Source organism: Burkholderia sp. RF7-non_BP4, assembly GCF_001521935.1.
GTDB classification, from domain to species: domain Bacteria; phylum Pseudomonadota; class Gammaproteobacteria; order Burkholderiales; family Burkholderiaceae; genus Burkholderia; species Burkholderia diffusa.
Genome location: NZ_LOTA01000004.1, coordinates 1 through 14,929, shown reverse-complemented (window position 1 = coordinate 14,929; position 14,929 = coordinate 1). Strand labels below are relative to the sequence as shown.

The window sequence follows — 14,929 nt, the reverse complement described above, 5'->3', positions numbered from 1 at the left end:
GATCGGGTCGTTCTTTCGTGCGCTGCGATGGGGTCAGCAAGACCGCATCGCATCAACCATACCGATCAAAGACGCTCTTCGACCCAGCCCTTGACGCCTGCCAGCGCGCCCGGCAGGTTCGCCGGTTCCGTGCCGCCTGCCTGGGCCATGTCCGGACGGCCGCCGCCCTTGCCGCCCACCTGCTGCGCGACGAAGTTCACGAGCTCCCCGGCCTTGACCTTCTTGCTCGCATCCGGCGTGACGCCCGCGATCAGGCTGACCTTGCCGCCTTCGACGGCCGCCAGCACGATCGCCGCGCTCTTCAGCTTGTCCTTCAGCTTGTCGACCGTCTCGCGCAGCGTCTTCGCGTCGGCGCCGTCGAGCGTCGCCGCGAGCACGTACACGCCGCCGATTTCGACGGCCTGCTGCGCGAGTTCGTCACCCTGGCTCGACGCGAGCTTCGACTTCAGCGCGCCCAGTTCCTTCTCGAGCGACTTCACCTGGTCCTGCACCTGCGCGATGCGCTGCGTGAGTTCCGACGGCTGCGCCTTCAGCGCGGCCGCGGCTTCGTTCACGCGGGCGTCGAGCTCCTGCACGTAGCGCACCGCGTTGTCGCCGGTGATCGCCTCGACGCGGCGGATGCCGGCCGCGACGCCGCCTTCGACGACGATCTTGAAGAAGCCGATGTCGCCGGTGCGGTGCACGTGCGTGCCGCCGCACAGTTCGCGCGAGAAGCCGAGGTCGAGCACGCGCACTTCGTCGCCGTATTTTTCGCCGAACAGCGCCATCGCGCCGCCCTTCACCGCTTCGTCGTACGGCATCACGCGCACGATGCCCGGCGCGTTCGCGAGGATTTCGTCGTTGACGATCTGCTCGACGCGACGGATTTCGTCGTCGGTCATCGGCGCGTTGTGCGCGAAGTCGAAGCGGGTTTTCTCCGCGTCGACGAGCGAACCCTTCTGTTGCACGTGCGCGCCAAGCACTTCGCGCAGCGCCTTGTGCATCAGGTGGGTGGCCGAGTGGTTGCGCTGCGTGCGCGCGCGGCGGTGCGCGTCGATTTCCGCGCGCAGCACGTCGCCGATCTTCAGCGTGCCCTGTTCGAGCGTGCCGTGATGGCCGATCACGTCGGCCTGCACCTTCAGCGTGTCGGCCACCGCGAAGCGCGTCGCGGCGTTCGCGAGCACGCCCTGGTCGCCGACCTGGCCGCCCGATTCCGCGTAGAACGGCGTGTGGTCGAGCACGACGACCGCATCCTGGCCGTGCTTCACTTCGTTGACGGCCGAACCGTCGACGTACAGCGCGACGACCTTCGCGTCGTCGAACGCGATTTCCTCGTAGCCGTGGAACGTGGTCTTCGCGCCCGAATACTCGAGGCCCTGCGTGGCCTTGAACTTGCCGGCCGCACGCGCCTGTTCGCGCTGGCGCGCCATCGCGTCGTCGAATGCCGGCTCGTCGACCGTCATCCCGCGCTCGCGACACACGTCGGCCGTGAGGTCGAGCGGGAAACCGTAGGTGTCGTGCAGCTTGAACGCGAGTTCGCCGTCGAGCACCTTGCCGCCCTTCGCCTCGACCTCCGCCAGCGCGGCCTCGAGGATCGACATCCCGTGCTCGATCGTCTCGAAGAAGCGCTCTTCTTCCTGGCGCAGCACGTCCGTCACGCGCTGTTCGGCTTCCTTCAGTTCCGGATACGCGGCGCCCATCTCGGCGACGAGGTCGGCCACCAGCTTGTGGAAGAACGAGCCCTTGCGGCCGAGCTTGTAGCCATGGCGGATCGCGCGGCGCACGATGCGGCGCAGCACGTAGCCGCGGCCTTCGTTGCCGGGAATCACGCCGTCGACGATCAGGAACGAGCACGCGCGGATGTGATCGGCGATCACCTTCAGCGAGTTGTTGGTGAGGTCGCTGATCTCGGTCACGCGCGCGGCGGCCTTGATCAGGTTCTGGAACAGGTCGATCTCGTAGTTGCTGTGCACGTGCTGCAGCACCGCGGCGAGACGCTCGAGGCCCATGCCGGTGTCGACCGACTGCTTCGGCAGGCGCGTCATGTTGCCCTGCGCGTCGCGGTTGAACTGCATGAACACGAGGTTCCAGATCTCGATGTAGCGGTCGCCGTCTTCTTCAGGCGACCCCGGCGGGCCGCCCCACACGTCCGGGCCGTGGTCGTAGAAGATTTCCGTGCACGGGCCGCACGGGCCGGTGTCGCCCATCGTCCAGAAGTTGTCCGACGCGTAGCGCGCGCCCTTGTTGTCGCCGATGCGGATGATCCGCTCGGTCGGCACGCCGACTTCCTTCGCCCAGATGTCGTACGCTTCGTCGTCTTCCTGGTAGACGGTGACCCACAGCTTTTCCTTCGGCAGCTGGTAGACCGTGGTCAGCAGCTCCCACGCGAACTTGATCGCGTCGTGCTTGAAGTAGTCGCCGAACGAGAAGTTGCCGAGCATCTCGAAGAACGTGTGGTGGCGCGCCGTGTAGCCGACGTTCTCGAGGTCGTTGTGCTTGCCGCCCGCGCGCACGCTGCGCTGCGCCGTGGTGGCGCGCGAGTACGGACGCGGGTCCGTGCCGAGGAACACGTCCTTGAACTGGACCATGCCCGAGTTCGTGAACATCAGCGTGGGGTCGTTACCGGGCACGAGGCTCGACGAGCGGACGATCGTGTGGCCCTTCGATTCGAAGAATTTGAGAAATTTCTCGCGGATTTCGGCAGCTTTCATGGCGTGCGGGGAATGTCTGGCTGAGACGGCTTCAAACGCCGGCCGTCCTCGCGGACGCACGGCGGGCAAATATCGTAAACGGTCGATTATACGATACAGATCGGCGGCCCTGACGGCAGCGGCCCGGCGCGGCGGACGACCGGCCTGGGCCACCCATGCGGCCGATTCGCCTTAAGATGCTCGGCATGCCAATCCGCCTTGCCCCGGCCGGGCGAGCCATGAAAGGAGACGATTCGACGATGGGTGCCCTGAGCCATATCCGCGTGCTTGACCTGACCCGCGTGCTTGCGGGCCCGTGGTGCGCGCAGACGCTCGCCGATTTCGGCGCGGACGTGATCAAGGTCGAGCGCCCCGGCGCGGGCGACGACACGCGGCACTGGGGGCCGCCGTACCTGAAGGACGCGAACGGCGACGATACGGCGGAGGCCGCGTATTACCTCGCGGCGAACCGCAACAAACGCTCGGTGACGGTCGACATCGCGACGCCGGAAGGCCAGCAGATCGTGCGCGAGCTCGCCGCGCAGAGCGACGTCGTGCTCGAGAACTACAAGGTCGGGCAGTTGAAGAAGTACGGGCTCGATTACGAATCGCTGCGCGCGGTGAAGCCCGATCTCGTCTACTGCTCGGTCACGGGCTTCGGCCAGACGGGCCCGTACGCGCATCGCGCGGGCTACGACTTCATCGTCCAGGGAATCGGCGGTTTCATGAGCATCACCGGCGAGCGCGACAGCGAGCCGGGCGGCGGCCCGCAGAAGGCCGGCGTCGCGATCGCCGATCTCGCGACGGGCCTCTACTCGACGATCGCGGTGCTCGCCGCGCTCGCGCACCGCGACCGCACGGGCGAAGGCCAGTACATCGACATGGCGCTGCTCGACGTGCAGGTCGCGCTGCTCGCGAACATGAACACCAACTTCCTCGCGAGCGGCAAGCCGCCGGTACGCTGGGGCAACGCGCATCCGAACATCGTGCCGTACCAGACGTTCCAGACGAGCGACGGCTGGATCATCGTCGCGGTCGGCAACGACGGGCAGTTCCGCAAATTCGTCGAGGCCGGCGGCCGGCCCGAGCTGGCCGACGACGAACGGTTCGCGACCAACCCGTCGCGCGTGCGCCATCGCGACACGCTGGTGCCGATCCTCGCGGAGATGGTGAAGACGCGCGGCAAGGCCGACTGGATCGGCGCGCTCGAAGCGGCCGGCGTGCCGTGCGGGCCGATCAACGAACTCGACGAGGTGTTCGACAACGAGCAGGTGGTCGCGCGCGGGATGCAGGTGTCGCTGCCGCACCCGTGCGGCGCGGACGTGAAGCTCGTGCGCAATCCGATCCGGATGAGCGCGACGCCGCCCGACGCGCGTACCGCCCCGCCGCTGCTCGGCGCGCAGACGGAAGACGTACTGCGCGACATGCTCGGCTACGACGAGGCGCGCATTGCGGCGCTGAAGGCGAAGCAGGCGATCTGAACCGACCCGGACGAGCGCGCCGCGGCGCCTCCGGGTGCCGGCGGACGCTGACGGATCGATGGACCGCCTGTTAGCTGCTAGCGCGCGAGCGCATCGAGCCAGCCTCGCGCGTCGGGCCAGTCGCCGAGTCCGCTGTCCGCGTTGATGTGGCCGCGCGGGCCGAGGTCATGGAAAGTGCTGCCCCACGCGTGCGCGCAGCCGCGCGCGAACGCGATCGAGCCGTACGGATCGTCGCTGCTTGCCACCACGCAGGTCGGAAACGGCAGCCGCTCATGCGGCACCGGCCCGAAACCGTGCGCGTCGGCCGGAAACGCCGGCCCGGCCGGATCGGGCAACGCGACGAGCAACGCACCGCGCACCTTCGCGAGCGCGGCCGGCCGCGCGTAGCGGGTCGCCCACCACGCGGTGGTCAACGTGCCGAGGCTGTGCGCGGCGATCGTCACGGGGCCCGGTGCGGCCTCGACCGCGCGGTCGAGCGCGAGACACCAGCCGTTGCGGAACGCACGGTCCCAGTCGGGCATCGCGACGCGCACGAAACGCGCGTCGGCGCGCTCCCAGCGGCTTTGCCAGTGGAGCGGACCGGAGTTGCCGTAGCCCGGCAGCACGAAAACGAGAGAATCGCTCATGGAGGGTTCGTCGACGAATGAAGTCGTTATGTGACGTCGACGAAGTGTCGCACACCCGCTCCTCCCTGATGCTGCCTGTCGAATCGCGGAATGGATGTGCGGAGCAGGAACGGGCCGTGATGCGGCAACGCCGTCACGACCAGCCGGCGCTCACGCGCGCCGGCTTCGATCAGCGCACGCCGGCGCCGACCAAGCCGCCTGCCGCGGCGCCGGCAACCGTGCCGACCGGGCCACCCGTGATCAGGTAGCCGAGCGCGCCGCCCGCGGCCGCGCCGATACCGGCGTTACGTTGCGTATGCGTCATCGCGCATGCGCCGAGTTGCGACAGGGCCGCGACGATTACCGCGGTACGAACGAGAAAAGTGGTCTTCTTCATCATGATTGTTGGTGTCCTCCCGCCAGCAAAAAATACGAATGGCGGCATTGAATCGGTAAAGCCATCATAGGAAACGCCGAATGCGGCGGGCAATCCGATTTACGTCGTGTTACAGCCGACACACAATCGAGATATTGCGGTTCCGCACCGCGAACCGGCCCGCCCGGTGGCGCAACCCGCGCGGGACGGACCCCGGTCAGGTAGAATTACGGGATTAAACCGGCGCGACGCGCCGACACAACCTGACGCCAACCGCATGAGCACCGAACGCAACGACGCCCCCGCGGCTTCCAACTTCATCCGCAACATCATCGACGACGACAACCGCACCGGCAAATGGGGCGGCCGCGTCGAGACGCGCTTTCCGCCCGAGCCGAACGGCTATCTGCACATCGGCCATGCCAAGAGCATCTGCCTGAACTTCAGCGTCGCGCGCGACTACGGCGGCGTGTGCCACCTGCGCTTCGACGACACGAACCCGGAAAAGGAAAGCGTCGAATACGTCGACTCGATCGTCGACGCGGTCCGCTGGCTCGGCTTCGACTGGCGCAAGGACGCGGTCGATCACCAGTATTTCGCGAGCGACTACTACGACAAGCTGTACGAATTCGCCGAATTGCTGATCCAGCGCGGCAAGGCGTACGTCGACAGCCAGAGCGCCGAGGAAATGCGCGCGAACCGCGGCTCGCTGACCGAAGGCGGCAAGCCGTCGCCGTACCGCGACCGTTCGCCCGAGGAAAACCTCGACCTGTTCCGCCGGATGAAGGCCGGCGAGTTCAAGGAAGGCGAGCACGTGCTGCGCGCGAAGATCGACATGGCTTCGCCGAACATGAACATGCGCGACCCGGTGATCTACCGGATCCGCTACGCGCACCACTACCGCACCGGCGACGCCTGGTGCGTGTATCCGATGTACGACTACACGCACTGCATCTCGGATGCGCTCGAAGGCATCACGCACTCGCTGTGCACGCTCGAGTTCGAGGATCACCGCCCGCTGTACGACTGGGTGCTGAACGAACTCGCGGACGCCGGCATGTTCACGCGTCCGCTGCCGCAACAGATCGAATTTTCGCGCCTGAACCTCACGTACGCGATCACCAGCAAGCGCAAGCTGCTGCAGCTCGTCACGGAAGGCCACGTCGAAGGCTGGGACGACCCGCGCATGCCGACGATCGTCGGGATCCGCCGCCGCGGCTTCACGCCGGAAAGCATCCACCTGTTCTGCGAGCGGATCGGCGTGACGAAGGTCGATTCGTGGATCGACATGAGCGTGTTCGAAGGCGCGCTGCGCGACGACCTCGACGACAAGGCGCCGCGCTCGGTCGCCGTGCTCGATCCGCTGAAGCTCGTGATCGACAACTACCCGGAAGACCTCGAGGAAGCGTGCACGGCCCCCGTGCATCCGCATCACCCGGAGCGCGGCGTGCGCACGTTCCCGATCTCGCGCGAGCTGTGGATCGAACGCGAGGACTTCGTCGAGAACCCGCCGAAGGGCTATTTCCGCCTGTTCCCGGGCAACAAGGTGCGCCTGCGCTACGGCTACGTGATCGAGTGCACGGGCTTCGACAAGGACGCCGACGGCAACGTGACGGCCGTGCACTGCAACTACTTCCCGGACAGCAAGTCGGGCACCGAAGGCGCGAACAACTACAAGGTCAAGGGCAACATCCACTGGGTCAGCGTGAAGCATGCGCAGGCGGCCGAAGTGCGGATCTACGACCGGCTGTTCAAGGAGCCGCATCCGGACGCGGGCGGCGCGAACTTCCTCGAAGCGCTGAACCCGGATTCGAAGAAGGTCACGCAGGCCTATGTCGAACCGGGCGCCGGCGACGTCGCGCCGGAAACGCGCCTCCAGTTCGAGCGTCACGGCTATTTCGTCGCCGACCGCGTCGATTCGAAACCGGGCAAGCCCGTGTTCAACCGGATCGTCGGGCTGCGCGACAGCTGGGGCAAGCCGGCCTGACGGCGTGCTCCATGCGCGGCGCGCGGCACCGAGCCGGCGTCGCGTGACGATAAAAAAACCGGCCTTCGGGCCGGTTTTTTATTGCATGCGCGGGATCGTCGGGATCGAAGCGGCTGCGCTCACGCCCCCGCCAGCCGCCGATGCAAATCCGCGAGCGACAGCGTCGTGCGAAACAGCCGCGCGAGGCTGCGGCTCGCATACGCGTCGACGTCGCCGGGCGCGGTCCAGCGATACGCGTCCATCTCGGGAATCGGCGAGCCGTCGCGACGGCTCGGGAACAGCGACGTGCACGTGCAGTGCGCGGGATCGATCTCGTCGTCCGCGACCCGCACCGCGAACAGGTGCAGGTCCTTGTCGTGACGGTATGCGAAGCGGCCGAGGTCGAGCAGCCGCGCCGCCGCGAGTTCGATGCCGGTTTCCTCGCGCAGCTCCCGCAGCGCCGCGTCGGCCGGCGATTCGCCGGGCTCGCCCTGCCCCTTCGGAATATCCCAGTGCGTGGTGTCCGTCGCGTGCGCGAGGAACACGCGGCCGGCCCCGTCGAGAATCACGACGCCGCACGAAACCGTGCGCGGCGCACCGCTGCGCTTCATTGCTCGCGCGCTCAGCGCTTCTGCAGCTGCCACTTGCCCGCGGCGGTCTTGCAATAGACGGGCTTGAGCGTCATCGTCTGGCCCTTCGCGGAAATGTCGGTGGCGATTTCGCGGCAGGTCTTGCCGTCGTTCTCGGACGTCGACGGCGTCAGCTTCGCGTCGATCTGGGTGCCGCGACCGCTGCTCTGCCACGTCGTGGTCTCGCCGTCCTTGCCTTCGTCGCGCGCCTGCACGACGGCCTTGGCCAGCGACGCGCGGTCGGCCTTGCTGAAGTAGGCCAGCGGCGTATCGTTCAGGAAGCCGAGGTTGCTTTGCGCGTGGGCGGGCAGCATTGCGGCTGCGCACGCGGCGCCGGCCAGCACGCGCGTGACGACGGAAAGGGATGCACGCATCGACATGTGTTGTTCTCCTTGGATGTTCGATCGAACGGCGTGGCGCACGGCCGGCACACCGGCACGCGCCACGCCCGTCAGCCAGCGAGCATAGCATGCGTGCCGCACGGGCCGCGTTCTAGCGCGCGGCCGACGTGGCCGCCGGTTGATATCCGTCGGTCAGCGTGTTCAGGAACGCGATCACGTCCTTGATCTCGGCCGCGTTCAGCGCGGGGGCGTCGCCGCGCTTGCGGTCGAACGGCGGCTCGCGGTTGATGTTCGGCCAGTAGCGCTTCGGCAGGTCGTCGTACACCTGCACCTTGCCGTGCACGACCGGATAGAACTTCTCCGGATGGATGTCGCGCTCGACGTAGAAGCGCATCACGTCCTCGAGCGAGTGGTATACGCCGTTGTGGAAGAACGTCTTGCGCAACGCGACGTTGCGCAGCGACGGTGTCCGGAACAGCCCGCAGAATTCGTCGCGGCCCTTCAGGTCGGTGCGCTCGGGGCCGCACGCGCCGAGATCGTGGAAGCGCGGATCGCGATTGACCGGCAGCGCGCGGTTGCGCGGCACCGCGATCGCGATCAGACCGAAATCGCTGAACTGCGGCGGCCCGCCTTCGAGCGTGCGCTGGCTCACGTGACAGCTCGCGCAGTTGCCCTTCTTCTCGTCGTTGAACAGTTGCAGCCCGTGCAATTCGGCAGGCGTGAGCTGCGCATGGCCGGCCAGATACGCGTCGTACTTGCTCGTGTACGGATCGAACAATGCCGGCTGCTGCTGGAATGCGTCGAGCGCACGCAGCACCGCACCGAAAGTCGCCTGATCGTCGCCGAGGACCCGATCGCCGAACGCCTTGCGGAACGCGTCGGCATAGGGCGCGGCACGCACCGCCTGCGCGACCCGCGCCGGCGAGCTGCTCATTTCGAATGGCGACGTGAGGGGAATGCGCGCCTGCGCATCGCGCGTGTCGACGCGACCGTCCCAGGTCAATCCGCCGGTCGGGCCTGCATCGATGCTTTCGTCGCCTTCGTCGGGCGAATCGTGGAAGTGCTCGGTGAACGGCGGAATGCCGCGCACGTATTTCAGCGACGGCACCGCGCGAAAACCCATGCGATGCATGTCGTCGCCGCCGAGTTGCACCGACAGCGCGTTCGGCGGGCCGAACGCGTGCTCGACGCTATGACACGACGCGCACGCGAGCTTGCCTGAGCCGGACAGCGACGGATCGAAGAACAACTGCTTGCCGAGCGCCATCATCTGCTTCACGCCCTCGAATACCTGCGCGCGCGTCTGCGGCTGGCTGGCCGGCGCGACCGCCGGAGCGGCTTGCGCCGCCGACACAACGGAGACCGCCTGCGCGTTCGCGCCGGGCCGCGCATCGCAACCGGCGAGCGGCGCGAGCCCGCCCATCAGCGCGAGCGTCGCCGCGGCAGGAATCAACGATCGCGCGAACGCGCGGGATTTCAGAAGGCTGTGCATCGTCGTTCTTCTTGTAGCGGTGGGCAATCGGCCGGAGCTTATGTCAGTTCCGTGACCGGTGCATGACGTTCGACCGACAGTCAATTGAAAGCGCCCCTACACCCGGCTGTCAAACGGGTTCCAGATAATGCGCGCAGCCGGTCGGTGCCCCGTGGCCCCTGCTCCGGCCTGACGCCACCCGGTTCCCACACGCGACAAACGACGAATGAGAGAGAACATCGCATGAAGAAGCACGCCTGGATTCGCTACACGCCGATCGCCCTCGCGGCCGCGCTCAGCCTGACCGCCTGCGGCGGCGACGACGTCACGCAGCAAGGCCTGTCGGCCGTGAAGAACGTCGTCGTGATCTACGCGGAAAACCGCAGCTTCGACAACCTCTACGGCAACTTCCCGGGCGCGAACGGTCTGCAGAACGCAACGGCAGCGAACTCGGTGCAGAAGGATCGCGACGGCTCGACGATGGCGACGCTGCCGAAGATCTGGGGTGGTCTGACCGCAACCGGCATCACGCCCGCGGTCACCGAAGCGATGACGGCGAACCTGCCGAACGCCCCGTTCGCGATCGACGATCCCAACGGCTTCAACCAGTCGATGAGCATCGCGACGCGCGACATCGTGCACCGCTTCTACCAGGACCAGATGCAGATCGACGGCGGCAAGAACGACATGTATGCCGCTTGGACCGATGCGGGCGGTCTGACGATGGGCCACTACACGCCGGATCCGTCGAAGCTGCCGCTGTGGAAGATCGCGCAGCAGTATGTGCTGGCCGACAACTTCTTCATGGGCGCGTTCGGCGGCTCGTTCCTGAACCACCAGTACCTGATCTGCGCGTGCGCGCCGTTCTACGCGAACGCCGACAAGAGCCCGGCGGCCGGCAAGATCGCAGTCCTGAACGCCGACGGCAAGTCGCTGGCGGTCGCCGCGAACTCGCCGGCATCCGCGCTGAGCGGCCCGCCGAAGTTCGTCAACGACGGCGCACTGACGCCGGACTTCTACGGTGTCAACACGATGCAGCCGGCGTACCAGCCGAGCGGCAACAAGGCCGCCACGGGCGGCGACCCGCTGCTCGCCGACCCGGCCAATCCCTCGACAATGCCGCCGCAGACGGCGACCAACATCGGCGACCTGATGACCAATGCCAACGTGTCGTGGGCATGGTATAGCGGCGCATGGGGCCAGGCACTGCAGGCGAGCCAGAACGGCACGTCGAACGTGATCTACGGCGCCGACCTCTCGACGCCGAACTTCCAGCCGCACCATCAGCCGTTCAACTACTACGCGAACCAGGCGCCGGGCACCGCGAGCCGCGCGCAGCACCTGCTCGACGGCGGCGCGAACGGCGCGGAATTCATCAAGGCGATCGACGCGGGCACGCTGCCGCAAGTCACGTTCTACAAGCCGCAGGGCAACCTGAACGAGCACCCGGGGTATACGGACGTCACCTCCGGCGATCAGCACATCGCGGACGTGATCGCGCACCTGCAGGCCAGCCCGCAGTGGAAGAACATGGTCGTGGTCGTCACGTACGACGAAAACGGCGGCTTCTGGGATCACGCCGCACCGCCGAGCGGCGATCGCTGGGGCCCCGGCACCCGCATTCCGGCGCTGATCGTGTCGCCGTTCGCGAAGAAGGGTTTCGTGGACCATACGCAATACGACACGGGTTCGATCCTGCGCTTCATCACGCGTCGCTTCTCGCTGCCGCGCCTCGCGGGCCTGCAGCAGCGCGACGACGCGCTGAAGGCGAACGGCGCGCAGCCGATGGGCGACCTGACGAACGCGCTCGCGCTGTCGCCGAACCTGTAACGGCATCGCGGCGAACGGGGCCGGCCGCGCTGCCGGCCCGGACGAACGAAGGGCGGCCCCGCGGGCCGCCCTTTTTGTTACGCGCGCGGTTGCCGCGCGGCCGCGTCACCAACCGTACTTCAGCTCGACGCCGGCGTAGTCCGCGTTGTGGCCGCCCGCCTGCCGGATCGCGTCGCCGACCTGGAAGTGCACGGCCTCGACCGAACCGATCAGGTTCGCGGCGATCGTCCAGTCCGCGCGCAACTGCACGTACATCCCTGTCCACAGGCCGCCCTTGCCTGCCGTGCCGGGCACCGCGACGTTAGGCTGCTGATAGACGGCGTCGCCGGTCGTCTCGCGCCACTGGAAGCCGAGCGCACCGAGCAGCGACAGGTTCGGCGACGGCTTCAGCGTCACCGACGGCTTCACGTGGATCAGGTTCGAATAGCCCGTATAGCCGGCCAGCGTAAAGTAATAGCCATTCGGAAACAGCGGATTGAAGGTGCCGACGCGGCCGTCGTGCGGATGCCGGTCGCCCGATGCCGCATCGAACTGCAGCGCGATGCGCGGCGACCACGGCGCATCGAGCTTGTAGCCGGCGATCGAGCCGACGGCCCACGCACCGATCGTGTCGTTACCGACCGTCCCCGTCTGCAGCATCGTCTCGAAATCCCAGTCGAAGCGGCCCTGCGTGCCCGTGTAGCGCAGGTCCCACACGTCGCGATGCTCGGGGCCGCTCGCATCGAGGAAACGCGCGTTGCTGCGGTTGTAGCGCGACCAGTAGCCCGACAGGTCGCCCGGCCCGACCGACTGCCGCTCGAAGCGCACGCCGCTGAACGTGAGGCCGCGGTTCGACACGTCGTCGAACGCGGACACCGTGCGGTTCTGCACGGGCTGCGTCGCATACGCGATGAAGCGCCACTTTTGGTATTCGTAGTCGGCCCATACGGCATCGAACGCCTGCCGCACGTTCGGACCGTCGCGCGTGGCGATGAAGCGCTGCAAGTCGAACGCCATTTCCTGCCGGCCGACGCGAAACTTGAACGTGCCGCCGCCGAGCGCGCCCGTGTAGGTCGCGAATGCCTGTTCGAGATCGAGCGGATTCCTGTCGACCGGCGAGATCGTGTTCTTGCCGAATGCGCGGTCGTCCTGCAACTGCACGAAGAACTGCCAGTGCCGGCCCAGATGCGCATCGGCATGCACTTCGACGCGCTGGATCAGGTAGGTGTCCGATTGCGCGGAGCCGATCCCGAACAGCGGCGCGTCGTTGGTCTCCAGCCGCTCGCGCAGGTTCACGCCGAGCGATAGATAGGATACCGGATCATTGCCGAGCGGAATGTATTTGAGCCCGTCGAGCGGCGCGCGCGGCACGCACGGATTCGCCAGCACCGACCAGTCTTCCTGCCAGCGGTTGAACAGCACCGTCGGCCGCTTCGCCGTGCAGGTCGAGGCGGTTGCATCACCGGATGTCGATGTCGACGCGGATGTCGCCGCCGATTCCGCGAACGCCGCGTCGGCGCCCGCGAGCAGCAGGCCCGCGACGATCGACACGCGCGCGGCCCGCTCGAAGCGGCGGCCGTGGCGCCTCCCTTGTCTCCGCCGCGCCCGCGCGATCATGCGCGCTCCTGCGTGGCGGGTCCGGCCGCTTGCGCCGCACGCAGTGCAAGCATCGCAAGCGCGCCGACGGGCACGAGCAGCGCCAGGAATCCGACATGGCGGAACCCGAGCGCACCGCCCGCCGCGCCGAGCGCGAACGCGACGATCGCCGGCAGCATCTTGCCGAAGCGCGCCCGTGCCGCCGCGCGCGCGGCGTCGGACGTGCCGGCCGACAGCAGGTCGACGACGTCGAGGATCGCTTGCGTCACGTTGCCCGTCATCACCGTATTCGGCACGCCGCCCGCGCGCGAAATCACCCGCGGATGCGCGTTCTGGACGCCCATCGCGAACGTGCCGACGATGCCGGCCACGAGCGCCGGCAAGGCGTCCGGCTGCGTGACGGGCGTCGCCCACACGCCGGCCGCGCAGAAGCCGAGCAGCAGCACGGCCTGCACCGCGTGCAGCGCGCGCGCACCTTGCCAGGCGGGTCGCCCGGACATCGACCGCGCGATCAGGCTCGCCGCGATCACGCCGCACACGAACGCGGGAAACACGCTGAGCTTCAGCACGACACCCTGGCCGAAGCCCGCGATGCCCGCGCCGATCAGCACGAAGTTGCCGGTCACGTGTGCGGTGAACAGCCCGAACAGCGCGACGAAGCTCAGCGTGTCGACGAAGCCGGCCACCGCGGCAAGGATCGTGTCTTCGTGCTTCATCGCGTCACGCTCGCGTGGATCTCGGCGACATAACCGCCCGGGAACTGCACGAGTGCAGCGTCGCGCCCATCCGCCGCGAACGGCGGCACGAGCACGTTCGCGCCCGCGGCTTCGGCCTTCTTCAGCGTCGCGGCGAGATCGGGCACTTCGTAGCCGGTCATCTCGCGCCCGAACGGGTAAGGCAGATGGCCGTCGGTCACGAGCACGGTCATCTTGCCGAAGCCCGACTCGATGCGGATGCGGCGATACGTGTCGTTCGGCCGGCCGATCTCGATGCCCGGCGCGTTCAGGTTGTCCGACACCACCTTGCCCTTCGAGAACTTGACGAAGTCGTGCACGAACTTGCGTACGCTTTGCGACGACACGTAGACGCGGTTTTCGGGGATCGTCTGCAGCGCGTCGTAGTTCGGCGTCTGCGTGTGCCAGTAGAGCTGCATCTTCACGCCGCCCGCCCATGCAATGACCGCATCGCGGCCGATGGGATCCGGGAACGTGTCGACGATCACGTCGGCGCCGTGCTCGCGCGCCGACTTCACGGCGACGTCCATGTCCGTGACGAGATAGCCGGTGCGCTCCGCGCAGAACGGATACGGGATCGGTGTCTTGAAGCCGAACACCGAGATCGTGCCGACGGGCGTCAACACGAGCTGCGACATCGTCTGGCTCGGTGTCGGCGTGACCTGGAACACGCCCTGCTTCGACTTGCTGCCGCCGAATGTCGCGACGAAGCTGTCGGTGAAGCGGTCGAAGTCTTCCGGTGCCACGCACACGTGCGTCGTATCGTACTGCGGACCGACGGCCACCGTGGGCGCGACGGCGGGCGGCACGGGAGGTTTCGCGAACGCGGCAGGCGCGGCGACGAGGCCGCTGGCAATCGCAAGCGCCAGCAACGCGGAACGAAGAAAGTTCATAACGGAGGTCCTTGTTGTTTCATCAAATGGTGCAGCGGCTCGGGCGATCCCGGTCACTCTCGGCCCGTCGCCGGCCGCTTGTCGTCGACATGTCAAACCGCCCAGCACGAACAACCGAACGCGCCCCAGAAGCCCTTGGCGTCCGACGTCGGCAATGCGCTGCCCCACGCGCTCGCATGCGCATGCTGGTGCACGTCGCACGCATTCGCGCAGCCGCACATCGCGGCGGCCGCCGCACGTTGCAGCGGTGCGCCGTTGCGCTGCGTCGCGCCCCAGCCGCCATAGCCGCCGTACTCGCGCACGGGCGACCAGTCCGGCATCGCGGGCGGAATCGGCGCGTCGTGCGACGCGAACGGCCC

12 protein-coding genes and 1 pseudogene are annotated in these 14,929 nt (G+C 67.5%); 3 read left to right on the top strand and 10 right to left on the bottom strand.

The features are described from left to right. Positions 1-65: 65 nt before the first annotated feature. Positions 66-2,690, bottom strand: a complete 2,625-nt coding sequence (gene alaS / locus WS49_RS02215) for an alanine--tRNA ligase (RefSeq protein WP_059524074.1) — start codon at positions 2,688-2,690, stop codon at positions 66-68. 239 nt (positions 2,691-2,929) lie between these two features. On the opposite strand from alaS, the gene WS49_RS02210 reads away from it, so the two are divergent. After that, positions 2,930-4,150 carry a CaiB/BaiF CoA transferase family protein gene (locus WS49_RS02210; protein ID WP_059524072.1) on the top strand — a complete coding sequence of 407 codons (1,221 nt, stop codon included), beginning with the start codon at positions 2,930-2,932 and terminating at the stop codon, positions 4,148-4,150. 77 nt (positions 4,151-4,227) lie between these two features. On the opposite strand, the gene WS49_RS02205 is transcribed toward WS49_RS02210, so the two are convergent. Next, a complete protein-coding gene (locus WS49_RS02205; RefSeq protein ID WP_059524070.1) occupies positions 4,228-4,776 on the bottom strand; it encodes an RBBP9/YdeN family alpha/beta hydrolase in 549 nt (182 codons plus the stop codon). A 169-nt stretch (positions 4,777-4,945) separates the two neighbouring features. After that, a complete protein-coding gene (locus WS49_RS02200) occupies positions 4,946-5,155 on the bottom strand; it encodes an ornithine acetyltransferase (protein ID WP_006497729.1) in 210 nt (69 codons plus the stop codon). A 253-nt stretch (positions 5,156-5,408) separates the two neighbouring features. Between WS49_RS02200 and WS49_RS02195 the strand changes: the two genes are divergently transcribed. After that, the gene (locus WS49_RS02195) at positions 5,409-7,118 is read left to right on the top strand and encodes a glutamine--tRNA ligase/YqeY domain fusion protein (protein WP_059524069.1); all 1,710 of its coding nucleotides are present in this window, start codon (positions 5,409-5,411) and stop codon (positions 7,116-7,118) included. A gap of 119 nt (positions 7,119-7,237) precedes the next feature. On the opposite strand, the gene WS49_RS02190 is transcribed toward WS49_RS02195, so the two are convergent. The 3 genes from WS49_RS02190 to WS49_RS02180 all read right to left on the bottom strand — a co-directional run bounded on the left by WS49_RS02190 (position 7,238) and on the right by WS49_RS02180 (position 9,559). Beyond that, positions 7,238-7,708 (bottom strand): NUDIX hydrolase, encoded by a 471-nt coding sequence (locus WS49_RS02190; RefSeq protein WP_059524067.1) that lies wholly within the window; start codon positions 7,706-7,708, stop codon positions 7,238-7,240. Between the two features lie 11 nt (positions 7,709-7,719). Next, the gene (locus tag WS49_RS02185) at positions 7,720-8,106 is read right to left on the bottom strand and encodes a hypothetical protein (protein ID WP_059524065.1); all 387 of its coding nucleotides are present in this window, start codon (positions 8,104-8,106) and stop codon (positions 7,720-7,722) included. Between the two features lie 112 nt (positions 8,107-8,218). Next, positions 8,219-9,559, bottom strand: coding sequence for a cytochrome-c peroxidase (locus WS49_RS02180; RefSeq protein ID WP_059524063.1), 1,341 nt, complete (start codon positions 9,557-9,559; stop codon positions 8,219-8,221). A gap of 222 nt (positions 9,560-9,781) precedes the next feature. Here WS49_RS02180 and WS49_RS02175 point away from each other — a divergent pair, with 222 nt between their 5' ends. Further along, complete coding sequence (locus tag WS49_RS02175) at positions 9,782-11,368, top strand: acid phosphatase (protein ID WP_059524061.1); 1,587 nt, start codon at positions 9,782-9,784, stop codon at positions 11,366-11,368. A gap of 105 nt (positions 11,369-11,473) precedes the next feature. On the opposite strand, the gene WS49_RS02170 is transcribed toward WS49_RS02175, so the two are convergent. The 4 genes and pseudogenes from WS49_RS02170 to WS49_RS02155 all read right to left on the bottom strand — a co-directional run. Then, positions 11,474-12,964 carry an alginate export family protein gene (locus WS49_RS02170; RefSeq protein ID WP_059524059.1) on the bottom strand — a complete coding sequence of 497 codons (1,491 nt, stop codon included), beginning with the start codon at positions 12,962-12,964 and terminating at the stop codon, positions 11,474-11,476. Next, positions 12,961-13,659, bottom strand: a complete 699-nt coding sequence (locus WS49_RS02165; RefSeq protein WP_059524057.1) for a YoaK family protein — start codon at positions 13,657-13,659, stop codon at positions 12,961-12,963. The genes WS49_RS02170 and WS49_RS02165 overlap by 4 nt, the downstream gene beginning before the upstream one ends. Continuing rightward, on the bottom strand, positions 13,656-14,570 hold the full coding sequence (locus WS49_RS02160) for a hypothetical protein (protein WP_059524055.1): 915 nt from the start codon (positions 14,568-14,570) through the stop codon (positions 13,656-13,658). Before WS49_RS02160 ends, WS49_RS02165 begins: the two co-directional genes overlap by 4 nt. 92 nt (positions 14,571-14,662) lie before the next feature. Then, positions 14,663-14,929 (bottom strand): annotated as a pseudogene (locus WS49_RS02155) (amidohydrolase); the annotation flags it as partial.

What these genes read in the sequence shown, in the direction of transcription:
- alaS (WP_059524074.1), bottom strand. Translation starts at nt 2,690, where the DNA reads ATGAAAGCTGCCGAAATCCGCGAGAAATTTCTCAAATTCTTCGAATCG.
- WS49_RS02210 (WP_059524072.1), top strand. Translation starts at nt 2,930, where the DNA reads ATGGGTGCCCTGAGCCATATCCGCGTGCTTGACCTGACCCGCGTGCTT.
- WS49_RS02205 (WP_059524070.1), bottom strand. Translation starts at nt 4,776, where the DNA reads ATGAGCGATTCTCTCGTTTTCGTGCTGCCGGGCTACGGCAACTCCGGT.
- WS49_RS02200 (WP_006497729.1), bottom strand. Translation starts at nt 5,155, where the DNA reads ATGATGAAGAAGACCACTTTTCTCGTTCGTACCGCGGTAATCGTCGCG.
- WS49_RS02195 (WP_059524069.1), top strand. Translation starts at nt 5,409, where the DNA reads ATGAGCACCGAACGCAACGACGCCCCCGCGGCTTCCAACTTCATCCGC.
- WS49_RS02190 (WP_059524067.1), bottom strand. Translation starts at nt 7,708, where the DNA reads ATGAAGCGCAGCGGTGCGCCGCGCACGGTTTCGTGCGGCGTCGTGATT.
- WS49_RS02185 (WP_059524065.1), bottom strand. Translation starts at nt 8,106, where the DNA reads ATGTCGATGCGTGCATCCCTTTCCGTCGTCACGCGCGTGCTGGCCGGC.
- WS49_RS02180 (WP_059524063.1), bottom strand. Translation starts at nt 9,559, where the DNA reads ATGCACAGCCTTCTGAAATCCCGCGCGTTCGCGCGATCGTTGATTCCT.
- WS49_RS02175 (WP_059524061.1), top strand. Translation starts at nt 9,782, where the DNA reads ATGAAGAAGCACGCCTGGATTCGCTACACGCCGATCGCCCTCGCGGCC.
- WS49_RS02170 (WP_059524059.1), bottom strand. Translation starts at nt 12,964, where the DNA reads ATGATCGCGCGGGCGCGGCGGAGACAAGGGAGGCGCCACGGCCGCCGC.
- WS49_RS02165 (WP_059524057.1), bottom strand. Translation starts at nt 13,659, where the DNA reads ATGAAGCACGAAGACACGATCCTTGCCGCGGTGGCCGGCTTCGTCGAC.
- WS49_RS02160 (WP_059524055.1), bottom strand. Translation starts at nt 14,570, where the DNA reads ATGAACTTTCTTCGTTCCGCGTTGCTGGCGCTTGCGATTGCCAGCGGC.